Below are 15,200 nucleotides of genomic sequence, written 5' to 3'. Positions count from 1 at the left end.
CCCAAGGCAAAGTACATCGTTACCGGACTGGCAACAGCCCGATGCACTGGTATTAACTGGTGGCATTAGTTACCCCATATGAATCTGACTTCCATCAACCTTAACAACCGTTGTGCCGCGGATGGAGGTTAAATTTCCTTTAAGCGACAGAGACTCTTCAGCTTGATAGTTTATATTTTTCGCCTCCAGTTCTTCGTTATTTTTTATTTTACGGTAGGCATCATCTGCCTGCACAAACCAGTGCCGGGAAATTTGATTCATTCGCTGCGAAACCCAGCGGCTAAACCGTGCGTGTAATGAAATACTTTCCGCTTTAATTTCCAGGCTTTCTCCGGCCTGCAGGCTCATTTTTTCTGCCTGAATTTCTAACGCTTGCTGACCGCAATGGATTTGCAGCGGGCCTTCATGATTCCGGACTAAAATATCGGTCACATAGAGCTTTTTTTGGTCTACCGTCGCGCGAATGCGATCCCCTTCCTGAGGGACAATCAGGCAGCTGGTCGCGACCCGTAGCTCATAGCTGGCGTAAGAAGCCAGGTAGAGGCATCCCATCACATCGCGCTTAATTTCGGCTACCACCTGCGTCCCACTCGGCAAACGCCCCTCGCTGAGATAGTCATTTCTCAGTACCTGACCTCTCTCATATACCGTCCCGCTGGCCGGCAGTGCTCTAGACATAACGACTCCCTCCTCCTGCAGGGCGGGGAAGCGAGGGTAATACAGCTTCCGGCACGCCCGGCTGATTTAGCTGATACCAGCTATCAATGTGTAATAGCAGCGGCTCCGGCGCAGCACTGCTCCATCCCTCTCCCTGAACCTGATGCAGGCGAACCCCGTCGCGGCAGGCCACATCATGAAACGAGCCGTCAGTCAGGCGCGCAGACCGAAGATCGGCACCGCTGAAGTTTCCTCCGGTCATCGCCGTAGACGTGAAGGAAACGCCGTTAAGTCGGGCATTCTGCAGGCCCGCCTGCCGAAGGTCGCAGCGGTTAAACGTCGCGCTTTCTGCCTGGCAAAACGTCATATCCGTTTGCGACAGTACACAATCGTTCAGGGTTGCCCGCGTCAATACCGCATTCGAAAGGTTACTGCGCGCCAGGTTACAACCATTGAGCGTCGACCCTATCAGGCTGGCGCCGTTCAGCGGCAGCCCGGCTAATGTCATCCCGGTAAGCTGGCAATCATTCCAGACGAAATGGCTACCTTTTACCTGCACATAATGGCAGTCACTGAGCCGGCAGTTACTCATCGCCTGGCGGTAGATCTCGCTCTCGACATATTGACTGTCCGCCAGCGAGCAGTTGTACCAGCTGGCGTCGCTCAGGGTGCTTTTCTCTAGCGTCAGTGCATGCACGCTGCTGTTGACCGCCACCCAATGTGATAGTTTTAGCGTCTCAAGCTGCAGCTCCTGAACCTGTACCTGATTCAGGGTTAACCCCTCGACAAAGCTGTTGTGCAGCCCGCTTTTTGCCAGCGCACCAGCCTGAATCATGCACTGGTTTATTTCACTGTTCTTCACCACAACGCCGCTTATTTCACACCCGTCCAGCGTCAGTTCGCTGATATTACAAGCGATAAGCTGCACGCTGTCGATTACACAACGCTCAAGGTGTATTTTCCTGAAATGACATCTCTCCAGCGCCAGCTCCCGGAAGTGACAGTCAACAAAGCGCAGTTCGCTCTTCTCCTGGCCTATCAGGCGCACACCCCTGTAGTCCCGCTTGTCGCGTACCGCAGGGGCCTCCGGGATGTCGTTGTTGCACATATCCAGCGAAGCACCGGCCACTATCGGATTAAGCGTACGGGATTTCCCTTTTGCTTCAGGCATCATTTTCCTCCTGCATTTGTTCCTGCCAGAGTGGATACCAAACCGCCTCATCCAGCAGACAGCGGTCAAAGCGACTGCCCGTATTGCGTCGAATGAGCGACAGGGTAGCCGTCACCAGGTTGCAGCCGTCAAAGGTCGCATCCCGCAAGTCGGCATGGTAGAGCACGGCCCCCTGCAGGCTTGACTGTTGCCAGGCGCTATAGCGAAGCTGGCTCTCTTTTAGATTACAGCCCGCCATTTCGCAGCGAATCAGGCGGCTGTGGCGCAGGTCGGCCCCCTCGAAGCTCACCTCCGACATCGTGGTGCAGGTAAAGGTGCTGTTGTGCAGCTCAACGGCACGAAAACCTGTCTGCACCAGCAAACACTCGCTAAACCCCACCATCGCCAGGCGACAGTCGTCGCGCAGGGTTGTGCTCTCAAGCCGGGAACGTCGCCAAACCGTATGGCGGCAGTCGCAACCGAGCAGCGATCCCCGGCAAAAATCAACATCCTCCAGCACGCCGTTTTTCCACTCGCACTGATTAGCGATACAGCCCGTCACTTTGATGGCCTGCCAGTGGCTTCCACTCAACAGGCTGTCGATAAACGAACAGCTGTTCATCTCTCCGCCGACCAACTGCGACTGACTGAAATTAGATTTTTCAAACTGCCCTTCCTGCCAGATACAGGCCGTCGCCCGCAGCCGACGAACGCTACTCTCGTTAAACCCGACCTGCATCAGGTTGCACTCCCCGAGTTGAACATCGTCAAACTGGCATTGCGTAAAACGGCTTTTGCTGAGCGTACATTGGCTAAACTGGCTACCGTTTAGCGTGCAGTTTTCAAACTGGCAGTATTCGAACAGGCAGCCCGATAACACGGCCTCCGTTAAGCTGCAGTCAACGAACTGGCACTGCCGGAACGTCAGGTTGGTCAGCACGGCCTTCTCCACCGCCTGGCCGGTGTAAATTTCCCCTTCAATGACGTTCGGCTCACGGCCACCGGCAAGCGTCGCCAGCGGGTGGCGGCAGGTATGGGAGAATGCCTGCCAGTCGATTTTCTCAAGCGCCGGCGCGGCTATCTGACTCTTCTGCTGATGCTCCACTACCTTTTGGCGCAGCATACGGTAATGTTCGATGCTGTCGTGCCGGACGCCCTGCTTATAGCGGGGGGACGTGGGGTTGTGCGCTTTGGTGTGGATGGCGTTCATCCCCGCCCCCTGGGGCATTAAATCCGGATCGTACAGAGAGTCGAACTCACTGCCGCTGCTCGCGCGTCTGCGGGTAATCACTTCATGGAACCAGACGTCGTCGCGAGGAGCATTCAGGCCGTCCAGCGCCAGCGTCAGGCTCGCAAGCGGCTGGTCCATAAGATGGCTGATGGCGAGCTGGCCGGTGAAAATAACCAGCCCGAGGTCACTGTCGGGCAGCAGCCACAGGGTCTTGCGCGTAAGCTGCAGCGGCATGAGCTTTTCCGGTTCGGCTCTGGTACTGCAGAAGGCGCGCGCCTGCACCTTCGGAATGCTCCCCTGAATAATCTCCCCGTCCGGTAAGAAACCGCTCAAGGCGTATGGGACATCATCAGGCCATCCTTCCTGGCTCAGGCGTTGAGACGGTGGCGCCAGCTGGAAATAGCGGCGATCCAGACTCTGCGGAAAGCCGGGGAAAACATTCTCCAGATAGGATTTGCCGTTCATTTCGGCGGCGACCTTCTCCAGCCAGAATTTGCGCACGGCAAAATCCTGCGGTACCGGTACCGGCGCCGCAAGAGGTGACTGCCGCTGCAGCTCGCCGTTTTCCAGGGTCATCAGCATGGGAGAGAGGCCGTCCTGATGGCCGCGCCCCAGCGGATTATCCTCACATCCTTCGCCCCCGTAGCTCTGAGTATGGTCCAGAGGCATACGCGAAAACGGCGTCACCTGAAGCGAAGTCCGGTCAGACTCCCCGACCAGCCGCCACTGGCGCGACAGGCCGCCAACGCTGACGCTGGCGTCAGCCACTTTTTCCGCCTGCCCGGTCTGTACATGCCCTGCCAGCAGAAACTCGGCCAACGGTTTAGGCTCTGCCATATCCAGAACGCGAAAGGACATTGGCGCTTTTTCCCAGCCCGCCCAGATATCCGCCTCACAGGCGAAATGGTCAGGATTTGAAAGATAAAACCCCGCCACTGCGCTGATACCCAAATAGCTTTGTCCGCCTATCTGATAACGCCCGTTCAGGAAAATAAGCTGTTGTGGCTTGATTATCTGCATAGAGGTCCCTAGTTAATCAGCAGTAGGCCCACGGTTCGGTTTTCGAAGCCCGTGTTGTTAATCGTGGTGCCAGTGTTATCAATACGGACGCCCATGTTGCCCACATAAGAGCCGTAGTTTTCATTGCGCACTCCCACAATGCTCACTTCTGCTGCATTCAGGTTCAGGAAGTTGCCGGTTCGGATGGTGTTGATGCCGTACAGCTCGGTATTCACGCCGACAATATTGTTATTGATCCCCACCAGGCGGTTGCTGTTCACCACCGCGGCGTTATCCATACCAACAAACTCATTATTCAGCGCCGTGAAGCTGTTCCGGTTGGCCTGCAGCACGTTCTCCATCACCCCAAGCTTGTTTTTCATACCAAACAGCTCGTTGTCGATACCGGTCATTGACGTCTCAAGCGCCGTCAGATTGGTTTTCAGCCCGGTAAGGTGCGTGCCAATCATGTCCGTCGTGGTGTTGATGCCGGTAAACGAAGTGCTCATACCGGTAAACAGGAAGTCCACCATCGTGTTGCCGCAATGCAACGCGGTGAAATCCTTCTTCAGGGTCGTCAACTGCACCGCAAGTCCGGTGACGCTATAGCGGATATTCCCCGTGTAGTAGTGAAGATTCAGCTCTTCATGATGCAGGTTACGCACGTAGTCGTAGCGGTTGTTCTGCACCAGGATGTTAAGATCGCGTTCCACGCTGTTGGTTTGATCGCGTTCGGCGTGGATCAGCACTTTTTCGGCCCCCCGATCGTCGACCAGGGTTATCTCGCTGTAGTTTTGCGGACTCCCGTGTTTCAGCGATCGTGACTTTATCCCCGTGTGGCCAATCTCACGCGGCAAATCGTAAGGCGGCGGGTTTTCGCCGTTGTAGACAATCCCGGTCACCAGTGGGCGATCCAAATCGCCGTCCACATAAGTAATGAGCACTTCCTGCCCAACGCGCGGCATGGCGATAACTCCCCAGCCTTTGCCCGCCCAGGCCTGCACTACCCTCACCCAACAGGAACTGTCTTCTTCACGTGTGCGGTAACGGTCCCAATGGAAGTGGACTTTAATACGCGCATGTTCATCGGTATAAACCTCTGAACCAGGCGTTCCCACCACCGTCGCACTTTGTAGCCCCGGCACTTCAGGTCGCGGCGTGCGGAGCTGCGGCCGGTTCGGTACATCGTCGTTCAACGCGATAAAACTGCACCATGCCTGGTTACGATGCCGCCCACCTTCATTGTCACCGGGGTCCGCACCGCCCCTATCCATCACGAAGTTGTAATGCACTGACAGCAACTTATAGCGCCGGTTAAGCTCCCCGGTACCATGGTTAAACATCGAGAAGCCATAGCCGGGGACCAGCCCAATCGCCGTTGCCTTACCGCTCAGCATCTGCCGCTCACTCTGCATCAGCTGCAGGCGAAGACGGGCAATTTTCTCCCCACGATCGATGCTCTGATAGCCAGCCGCGTAGTCGTACCACTCTAGCTGTACGTTCGGCAGCCCGCCGTCGGGCAACTCCTGGTCGACCTGCAGGTTGTGGCTCGGGCGCAGGTAGTCGTAGTCGCGCAGAATGACCTCGTTTGGGCGGACCTTGCGCGAGCGGCGCATTTCCTGAATGCCTTCGGTGGTGGCTTTTGTGCGTGAACCACTGGGCTGCCAGGGCAGCGAGTTATAGCCACCCGGCATTTCACCAAACTGTTGCTTGTCGGTGATGACCATGGTGTGTTTATCCCACTCATGGCGGAAGTAGTACCAGATCCCCTCTTCTTCCAGCAGGCGGTTGATGAAGTTAAGATCGGTTTCACCAAACTGCACGCAGTACTCGCGATCGGGATAATCCTCCGCGATATCCAGCTCGAATTTGGCAATTTCACTGTAGCGCGAGAAGGTCTCCTGGATAACGCCCAGGATATTTCTCTGCTGGAAAATGCGGCTATTACGGTTCTGCCCCAGGAACCACAGCCAGGTGCTCATCTCAAGCTTGTAGACGTAGTAGTCGCCATGCTGGTGCAGGTCATACCCTGCCGTGACATAACCGTAGTAGTGCCGAATGTAGTGCGGCTCTATCTCGAGCGCCTCCATGGCACCATCAACGATTTCGCCTGCCGCAAAAGGCAGAATATTGCTGCGATAACGGGCATAAATGTGCACGCCCTCACCGAGCAGCTTGTTCAAATCTACCCAGGTGTCCTTGTGGACCTGCATCTCCAGGTAAAATTTCTGGCTATCTGAAAGCTCTTCTTCCGTGCGAAAGCTGATGGGCTGGGCTCTCAGCTCTCCCTGTAGATAGGGGTGATCTATCATCAGTTCGAAGATGCGGTCTGGTTCTTCCTGAAAGGACATAACAACCTCTCTTTAATCAAAATAAACAGGTTCCCCGTTTCGCACGGAGACATAAGCACTATTCACATCCCCTCACTGGCTAAACGCCATACTGAGTTCTTCCCCTTCGATGATCAGATGGATACTTTTCGTCACTTCCTCTTTTTTCTTGCGGCGCAGCAGCTCATTGCCGATTGCCGGGAGTACCGTCTGGCAGAGCAGATCCTCCACCGCTCGTCCACGGTGTGGATGGTCCACTACCCGACTCGCCACCCATTTGCATACCTCAGGATCCCAGGCAAATTCCGCACCGACCTCCTCTTTCAGTCGCTGTTGGAGGCTCGTCATGTATTTGGTAGCGATCTGCTCCAGGGCTGCTTCATCGAGCGGCAGATAAGGAATCAGCTTCATACGCGCCAGTAGCGCGGGTGCAAATTTACGTTCCAGCGCGCTGTGGACACGGGGGCGTAGCTGCGCCATAGGGATTTCCGGCTCCGCTTCCAGCGTGCGTTCGATCTCCTCCGCCCCCTGGTTGCAGGTGATTAGAATGAAGCAATGGCGGAAACTGATGATTCGCCCCTCCCCATCCTCCATCCAGCCCTTATCAAACACCTGATAGAACAGGTCGTAGACGTCCGGGTGCGCTTTATCGAACTCATCCAGCAGGATCACGGAATAAGGTTTACGGCGCACGGCTTCGGTGAGCTTGCCGCCCTTGCCATAGCCAACGTAACCGGGAGGTGCGCCTTTAAGAGTGGAGACGGTATGCGCCTCCTGGAATTCGCTCATGTTGAAGGTGATGAGGTTATGGGCACCGGCATACATCGCCTCGGCTAGCGCCGCCGCGGTTTCGGTCTTACCGGTACCGGTCGGCCCCGCCAGCAGGAAGACGCCAAGCGGGCGTTCAGGGTGCTGGATCCCCGCGCGGCTAATACGTACCGCCTGGGCAATTTCACTGATGGCAGAACGCTGCCCGAAGACGCGTGCACCGAGGTGTTTCTCCAGCTGCAATGCGTTATCAAGATCGTCCTGGATCATGCGTCCGGACGGAATACCGGTCCAGTCGGAGAGCACTTCAGCAACCACCATTTCATCCACCCAGGGGTGCACCAGCGGATCGCCCAGCTGCAGGGTATTCAGCTCATCCAGCACCGGACCGATTGCTTCACCCTCCTCGCGCCCGGCCTCCTGCAGACGCGTCACCAGCGCCTGTTCCTGCGTGTGTCGCTCCCCCAGCAGCGCGCGCGCGTCGCGGGCCTCACTGATGTTCTGCTCCAGCCAGCCCAGGCGCTCGCTGACGTTACTGCCCAACGGAATTTCCGCATGCAGAGCATCCATTTCCGCCTGGCGGGCATTCAGCGTTGCATCCAGCTGCGCGACACGCTGCGGGGTCACGTGGTGGCTGAGTGAAACCCGGGCGCAGGCCGTATCCAGCAGGCTGATGGCCTTATCCGGCAGTTGGCGAGACGGGAGATTACGCAATGACAAGCGCACCGCGGCGCGGATGGCGGAGTCACGGATGGTCACACCGTGGTGGCGTGAAAAAGCCGGAGCAATCGCGCGCATCATTTCAACCGCCGCTTCTTCTGTCGGTTCTCCGATAGGCACGCTCTGGAAGCGGCGGGTTAGCGCCGCGTCAGGTTCAATAAACTGTTTGTATTCCGACCAGGTGGTGGCGGCAATCATGCGCAGCGAACCGCGGGCCAGCATCGGCTTCAGCAGGTTAACCGCATCACCGGTGCCCGCCTGCCCCCCGGCGCCAACAAGGGTATGCGCCTCATCGCAGAAAAGGATAACCGGCGTCTCAGCGTGGGTGATGGCGTCAATCAGCGCCTTCAGGCGTGATTCAAACTCCCCTCGCATGCTGGCTCCCGCCTGCATGCGCCCTAAATCCAGCGATAACAAACGCGCACCTTTCAGCAACGGAGGGACATCGCCCGAGGCTATCTTGCAGGCCAGCGCTTCCACCACGGCCGTTTTCCCCACGCCAGCCTCGCCGACCAGAATGGGATTGTTCTGCCGCCGCCGGAGAAGAATATCGATGGTCTGGCGCAGCTCAGCGTCGCGCCCCACGACGGGGTCGATTTCCCCCTCAAGCGCCTGGCGAGTCAGGTCGCTACACCATTTATCCAATGTTGTAGCATGTTCTTTGCCGCCCGTAGCGGCGAGCGAAGCCTCCGCGGTTACTGGCTCTTCGTGCTCAACGGAAGCCGCCAGCAGCGTGCTGAAGTTCTCCATGACCTCCGGAATCGGCAGCTTTTTGAACTCGTCGCTGAGACGGTAGAGCCAACGCTGCAGGCTGCTGTCCTGCAACAGCCCCAGCAGAATATGGACCGTGCGCACGGACTGACTGTCGTCGAGCATCTGGCTCATGAGTAAACCACGCTCAACGGCCTGCTCCAGACGGCCAGAAAGATCCTGAGCCACCACGCTGCGGGTGGTCATATGGCTAAGGATGTGATCCAGCTGGTCGGTGAGACGCGCCAGGTTGACGCCGTAATGCGTCATTAGCTGCGGTACATCGCCCCGTGGCTCTTCCAGGACCCCCCTGAGCCAATGCTCCAGCTCCACGTATTCATGCCGGTAGGTCTGGCACAGCTTGGTGGCTTTAACAACAGACTGATACGCAAAGTGGCCCAGTCTGGAAAATAAACGCTCGCGTTGATACACCGAAAATCCCTCAAATTAGCAAGATTGTTGAAATACGTTCTGCTTGTAGGTACTGCTTTCCGCCTTCAGCCAGCCGTCCCTGCTGAGCCGGGTTTGTCCCAGACGGGACGACATATCCGGTCGGTTAATAATGTGCAGATCCACGTCAAACAGGATCTGCTGCCCCGCATAGTCACGGCAGATGGCAAGCAACGCGGCGAGTCGTTCACTGCCGGACTGCCAGCATAAATAATCCGGGGGGCCCAGCGGCCCGAGGGTAATGCGGGCCGCATGCTCTGTGTCGTAAAAACGCCTGCCCAGGCGCGTCTGCCCCAGCTTTCCCATACGCTGGCGAGCCTCATCACCCAGCATCCAGCGGGGATGACGCCCCTGAATAGTGATGGGCACGGCGAAGTAGTGCTGCAGCATCTGCTGTAGCGTCGCCCACCCTGTTCGCCCCGGCAGCCATGCCCCGGCAAAGCGGGAGCGCAGCCGCTTGACGTGAATATTGCCCGCGCCGGTATCACACACGCCGCTAAGCTGGTTGATCCGATGAAGAAAAGCATTTTCCCGCTGGCGCTCATGGCCCAACGCCACGTTAGTTTGGGCCCAGGCTCGGTAGTGCCAGACCGCAAGCCGCTGGCTTAACAGCGCGATAAACTCCTGAAAAGCGCGGTTATTTAGGGTGAGCATCTCCTGACGAGCATGCTCCGTAACGTGGATCGGCAGCGGACCATACGGGGCAAACATGCCAAAGTGGCGGCAAACCACCACCAGCGAAGGCGGCTCTGCATTTCTCGCCGGCCGCTGCGTTACGCTGACAACTTCGCGCGGGGCAAAAGCAAGATCGGCAGGCTGGATCACCTCAAGCCCGATAACCTGTCGCTCGCGTGCGCTTCCGGGCCTCACGCCAAGGCGGCCATCGCGCTCAAGACGCCTCAACAGCTCAAAAAAATTCAGCTGGTTTGAAAGTCCGGGAAACGCGACTGCAGGCGATTTTGCCTTTAGCAGGCGATAGCCGGGCGCAGGGCTCAGGGTGGCGTTTCTAAAAATCATGCGACGGCTCCCACTCGGCGAACGGCTCACCGTCCATCAAGAGCACGGTGCGCAGCGTCTGATTGAGCTGGCAGTAGTCGCTCAGCGCGGAATGGAGCAATCGGCCAAACAGCAGCCCCCCCTGATCGGCATGATTCTCGCTACAGAGATTGATGCAGGCCTTTACCCCTCGGGTCCATGTCATCGGGCCGGGGCGGGTATCACGCTCAAAACTCGCGGTAAAGGTGGCGCTCTCAATACTGCTGATACACCGCCGTTGGCTCGCCTGTGCCGTAGTGGCAAAAAGCGACAGCCAGTTACGGATGAGCGGAGCGGCATCCTTTACCTCGGGGGCCATATAGCGCAGCGGGTTGACCGTCACCCGACCGATCGCCTGCCAGGCCTGACGAATCTCCGGTACCGGGCGAGGTGCTGAAGGCATGCGCAGCAATGAAATCGACGTCAGGGGCAGCGCCAGTGAAATCTGCAGCATCGGCTGCTGAAGCTGGTCAGGCAGGAAAAAACGATCGCAGACCATCGCCGATACGGAGAGCGAGGAGATCTCATCAAGCTGTGTCTCTGTTGCCCCCGGTGAAAGGGTAATAAACAGGTCATCATCTCCAAACAGCGACCGCCCGGCTGACTGGGGCTGCGGCGAGGAGCAGCGGCGCACGGCATAGCCTGCCCGTGGCTGCCCGTGGCCAAAAGCGACATCTTCGGGCAAACGAGAAAAGGTAACGGCCTCAGTGCTACGGGTCAGCCCCTGTACGCTTTGCAGATGATGGACTTCGTAGAGCGCCGGATTTAGCCTGTCGACCACAATGTGATGTTCGGTACGCTGTTTATCCAGCTGCACCGGATCGCAACGGCGCGAGTAGAGGTTGATGACCGGCGTGGCAAACAGGTGAAAATCTTTGGTGCTCACCTGCTCAAGCAGCTGCGGGTTCGCCGCGTCCAACGCAAAGAGGAGCTCACACTCCTGCTGCTGCCCGCAGCGGGCAAGAAAGTCGTTAATACCGTGCAGGTCGACGCTGTAAAAACGCGACGGGGCAGCGAAAAATTCGCGCATCAGTCTGCTACCGGGCAGTTCACCAATCCCCTGAGGCAGCAAGGCTTCCTCTTCACTGAGTCCCCCCTGGCGCAGCTGGCTTTTGTCGAGCACGGTCACTAATGGACCTGCCGCCTGACGCGCCCAAAGCACCACCTTCTGGCAGCCATTGGTCAAGGCCGTCAGCAGTTGGTTTGCCCGCACGGCACTCCCGGTCAGGGTGAGGTGTAAAGGGTCGAACGTTGTCTGGCTGAGTGGCTTGACGCCCTGGGTGGTCAGCCGCAGGCGCAGGCAGGACTGCGCGCTGTTCAGATGACGAGTAACGGCCTCTGGCAGTTCGGCAGCAAGGCTGGCGCTGCATTCGGCCATGCTGATGGCGACCGGCTGGATCGCCAGCTCACGTCCGGTAACAAAAGTGACGTTTTTATTGCGCAACGACGTGTCCGACAAGGTCACCTTGCTGCCTTTTGGCAGCACTACCGGAGCCTGCCACAGCGGCGAGGTAAAATCCGGCGTCAGCCCGATGGTGGCAATCGACGGCATAGGCGTGTGCCAGTACGGGGCCAGTCGCTCCAGCATTTGCAGCGCAAATTCGGGATATTCATTTTCAATACGTTCATGGACGCGGGCGCTGAGAAAAGCAGAACCTTCCAGTAAACGTTCAACGAAAGGATCCTGAACCCCGTCTTTATGCATCCCGAGATGCCGGGCAACCTGCGGATGGCGCTCAGCGAACTGCATCCCGCATTCGCGAAGATAGCGCAATTCCTCATTGTATAATCCCAGGAAACGTTCACTCAGCATGACGTTCTCTCATCCTTGTTATTCAAGTACTTTCACCGCCCCACAGGAGTAATCGAGGGCAATGCGTAAATTCACTGTTTCCGGTTCTCCGGAAAATAAGCAGACGCCAAAAATATCGAATAAAATTGCCAGTACATGTGCCTGATCGGTGTCCAGAATAGGCACTACGCGAATACTCTCAGGCTCAAGTCGCGGCTCGAAAGTGGCAATAATATTCTGGATATGCCGTGCCAGAATCATGGGGTCAGTATTAATCGGTATACGTTTGCTTAATGAAGGTAAACCATAATTGAGGACCGAACTCATGCAAAATGAATGTTGTTTAAGTTGTAGTTGAGCGCTACGAGAAGCGTCATTTAGTAAACATTCAATATCGCGAAGAATCCATTCACGCCAGGCGGATTTCTTATACCCATGATGGCGCAAAGTTAATTTATCAAATAATGCAGGCTGTATTTTTTTCATTATCACCATTCATTACAGGGATTGCTGTTTTCAGGAAAAAATAACAGGCTATCCGCAGGTAGCCTGTTAAAAAAAATCAATTAACTATAACGGTTAGTAGCAAGATCATAGTGCGTAGTGACAGCCGCACCCATCGTGCCGTCATCGTTCTGCTCGCGATATTGAATTTCAATTTTGCTGAAATTCAGCTTCATTATTTCGCCCGGCATCACTGAATTGGTGTTGGCCACCTCATTGACGTTATGCGGCATGTTCCCGGCAATATCGTAAGAAGAAATCAGACAGTTGGAGAAGGTCATGGTCAGGAAGTCCTGCTGACCTGAACCGGCCTTACGGCACACCAGTTTCACTTCACTGATATGCTTACCATTAGCACAGTAGTTAAAAATTTTCGGTGTTGCTTTGTTTGACAACATACGGAATTCAATATCGTTCATATTGATTTTACCGGCACCACCGCCGCTGCCTTTACTCCAGCGAGCGCCATTTTCCTGCGACCATTTCCAACCCTGAAGCTGGATCCAACCTTTATAATCCTTGTCCTTTGATTCTCCTTCAATACCTTCAATTTTTAAAAAGAAATCAGCCAGACCCGAGGTGCTTGGATCATACTTAGTTGCTGTCGACATTAATAACTCCTTATTTAAGTTTAATACTCAAGCTAAATCACCATTAGCTACAATGGATATAACAATCACATGGATTTACAGCGTCTTTGTGATTAATCAATCAACACACTTGCAGGTTACTTCTTAGTTATTACCATCGGTCCTTGCGGAAGGCAGTTTCGATACCAATCGCAGTGATACCGTCATACCTTCCAGCTGGTAATGCGGTCGTAAATAAAAATGTGCGCGATAATAGCCCGGATCGTCGGCCACTTCCTCGACCTGAACTTCCGCTGCAGAAAGCGGGCGACGCGCCTTTGTGGCCTCTGAAGAAACAGATGGGTCGCCGTCCACATAGTTCATTAGCCAGTCGTTAAGCCAGCGCTGCATTTCATCCCGCGAGCGGAATGAACCAATTTTGTCGCGCACGATACATTTCAGGTAATGCGCAAAGCGACAGGTAGCGAAGATGTATGGCAGACGCGCGGAAAGTCGGGCGTTAGCGGTGGCATCTGCGTCATCGTAGGTGGCTGCACTGTGCAAGGTGCAGGAGCCGATAAACGCCGCAAAATCGGTGTTTTTACGGTACACCAGCGGCAGGAACCCCGCCTCGGACAGCTCATGTTCGCGGCGGTCAGAAATCGCTATCTCCGTTGGGCAGATAAGCTCATAGCCTCCTTCATCTGACGGGAAGGTGTAAGCCGGAAGCTCTTCAACGCCACCGCCGGATTCGATACCGCGAATGCGTGAACACCAGCCGTATTCGCTGAAGGCACGGTTAATGTTGGCCCCCATTGCATAGGCCGAGTTAGCCCAGGCAAAGTCGTTAACCTGGTCAGGACGGACACACTCTTCAAACGCAAACTCCTCCACCGGATTGCTCTTCGCGCCGTAAGGCAGGCGGGAGAGGAAGCGCGGCATCGTCAGTACCAGATAACGGGAGTCGTTACTTTCACGCAGGCTGCGCCAGGCGGCATATTCCGGCGTGGAGAAGATCTTGCCGATATCACGCGGGTTGGCCAGCTCGTTCCAGTTACTCATCTGCATCAGCGATGGTGAAGCCGCGGAGATGAATGGGCAGTGTGCGGCAGCGGCAATTTTCGCCATTTCAGTCAGCAACGAGACGCTCTGCTGACTGTGGTCAAACTCGAAGTCACCAATCAGGCAGCCAAAGGGTTCGCCCCCGAATTGACCGTATTCATGCTCATAAATCTGTTTGAACACCGGGCTTTGATCCCAGGCAGCTCCGCGATAGCGACGCAGTTCCCGCGCCAGTTCGTCCTTGTTGACGTTCATCACGCGAATTTTCAGGTGCTCATTCTCATGCGCGTTGTCGATGAGATAGCTCAGGCCACGCCAGGCGGACTCCAGCTTCTGAAACTCATCGTGATGCAGGATATGGTTAACCTGCGCGCTGATTTTTTGGTCAATTTCGGCGATAAGCGACTCGACGGTTAATACCACGTCCCGACTCACGCGGGTCTGCTGGCTACCCGCATACTCCATTAGCGTACAGACCGCACGACGAACGGCATCGCCAGCCTCGTCGGTGCGCGGACGGAAGGAGCGCTTGAGGATCTCATCCAGCGCGCTGTTGTTTTCATCCTGGAACTGGAGTTCGCCCTTACGGCTGAGGGCCGCGTCTTGCATCATGTCCATCAGGCATCCTCCCCTGGGTTCTCATCGTTCTGTGGGTTCAGAAACGCGTTGTTCTTCTCATTCACCTGGCGATGGAGGAAATCCGGGTCTTCCAGCAAACTTTTAATCACCTCTTCCGCGCTCGCTTTGCCGTCCATATAGGTAATCAGCTCCGCCAGGCGAGAGCGGGTTTCCATCAGACGCGACAGCTCCGGTACGTTTTTGGCAATCGCTCCGGGAGAAAAGTCGTCCATCGAGGTAAAGTCGAGTTCCACATTCAGCAGCGAATCATCGTCGCTCAGCGTATTATCGACACGCATCGACAGGCGCGGGGTAATAGCGCGCATGCGAGCATCAAAATTGTCTTTATCAAACGTTAAAAACTTGCGCTCGGCGATCGGCATCAGTGGTTCAGCGCGATGGCCAGATAAATCAGCCATCACCCCGGTTACGAACGGTAATTCCACCTTTTTTTGTGAACCGTATATTTCAACGTCGTATTCAATTTGAACTCGCGGTGCATTATTTTTGCCTATAAATTTTTGCGAGCTTGTATCTCTGGCCATTAGACTCTCCTGAAAAAACT

General features: G+C 55.8%; 11 protein-coding genes. All 11 read right to left on the bottom strand.

Annotation, left to right across the window (positions count from 1 at the left end; translation table 11 throughout):
* Nucleotides 1-69: 69 nt before the first annotated feature.
* Nucleotides 70-678, bottom strand: a complete 609-nt coding sequence (locus VGM55_RS00390) for a DUF3540 domain-containing protein (protein ID WP_154186438.1) — start codon at nt 676-678, stop codon at nt 70-72.
* Nucleotides 671-1,831 (bottom strand): pentapeptide repeat-containing protein, encoded by a 1,161-nt coding sequence (locus VGM55_RS00385; RefSeq protein ID WP_331634219.1) that lies wholly within the window; start codon nt 1,829-1,831, stop codon nt 671-673. The genes VGM55_RS00390 and VGM55_RS00385 overlap by 8 nt, the downstream gene beginning before the upstream one ends.
* The gene (locus VGM55_RS00380) at nt 1,821-4,058 is read right to left on the bottom strand and encodes a DUF2169 family type VI secretion system accessory protein (protein ID WP_154186434.1); all 2,238 of its coding nucleotides are present in this window, start codon (nt 4,056-4,058) and stop codon (nt 1,821-1,823) included. Before VGM55_RS00380 ends, VGM55_RS00385 begins: the two co-directional genes overlap by 11 nt.
* An 8-nt stretch (nt 4,059-4,066) precedes the next feature.
* A complete protein-coding gene (locus VGM55_RS00375; RefSeq protein ID WP_154186432.1) occupies nt 4,067-6,388 on the bottom strand; it encodes a type VI secretion system Vgr family protein in 2,322 nt (773 codons plus the stop codon).
* A gap of 72 nt (nt 6,389-6,460) precedes the next feature.
* Entirely contained in the window at nt 6,461-9,037 is a 2,577-nt protein-coding gene (gene tssH / locus VGM55_RS00370) for a type VI secretion system ATPase TssH (RefSeq protein WP_331634218.1), read from the bottom strand.
* Nucleotides 9,038-9,052: 15 nt separating this feature from the next.
* Nucleotides 9,053-10,072, bottom strand: a complete 1,020-nt coding sequence (gene tssG / locus VGM55_RS00365; RefSeq protein WP_154186430.1) for a type VI secretion system baseplate subunit TssG — start codon at nt 10,070-10,072, stop codon at nt 9,053-9,055.
* Nucleotides 10,062-11,903: a type VI secretion system baseplate subunit TssF gene (gene tssF, locus VGM55_RS00360; protein ID WP_331634217.1), complete on the bottom strand. Its 1,842-nt coding sequence runs from the start codon at nt 11,901-11,903 to the stop codon at nt 10,062-10,064. Before tssF ends, tssG begins: the two co-directional genes overlap by 11 nt.
* Before the next feature lie 18 nt (nt 11,904-11,921).
* The gene (gene tssE / locus VGM55_RS00355) at nt 11,922-12,368 is read right to left on the bottom strand and encodes a type VI secretion system baseplate subunit TssE (RefSeq protein WP_154186426.1); all 447 of its coding nucleotides are present in this window, start codon (nt 12,366-12,368) and stop codon (nt 11,922-11,924) included.
* Nucleotides 12,369-12,448: 80 nt separating this feature from the next.
* Nucleotides 12,449-12,997 carry an Hcp family type VI secretion system effector gene (locus tag VGM55_RS00350; protein ID WP_154186424.1) on the bottom strand — a complete coding sequence of 183 codons (549 nt, stop codon included), beginning with the start codon at nt 12,995-12,997 and terminating at the stop codon, nt 12,449-12,451.
* Between the two features lie 123 nt (nt 12,998-13,120).
* Complete coding sequence (tssC, locus tag VGM55_RS00345; RefSeq protein WP_154186422.1) at nt 13,121-14,635, bottom strand: type VI secretion system contractile sheath large subunit; 1,515 nt, start codon at nt 14,633-14,635, stop codon at nt 13,121-13,123.
* Nucleotides 14,635-15,180 carry a type VI secretion system contractile sheath small subunit gene (tssB, locus tag VGM55_RS00340; protein WP_154186419.1) on the bottom strand — a complete coding sequence of 182 codons (546 nt, stop codon included), beginning with the start codon at nt 15,178-15,180 and terminating at the stop codon, nt 14,635-14,637. Before tssB ends, tssC begins: the two co-directional genes overlap by 1 nt.
* Nucleotides 15,181-15,200: the final 20 nt, after the last annotated feature.

The sequence above is a fragment of the Cedecea sp. genome, assembly GCF_036500665.1.
GTDB lineage: Bacteria > Pseudomonadota > Gammaproteobacteria > Enterobacterales > Enterobacteriaceae > Cedecea.
This window is presented reverse-complemented; position numbering and strand designations above follow the sequence as displayed.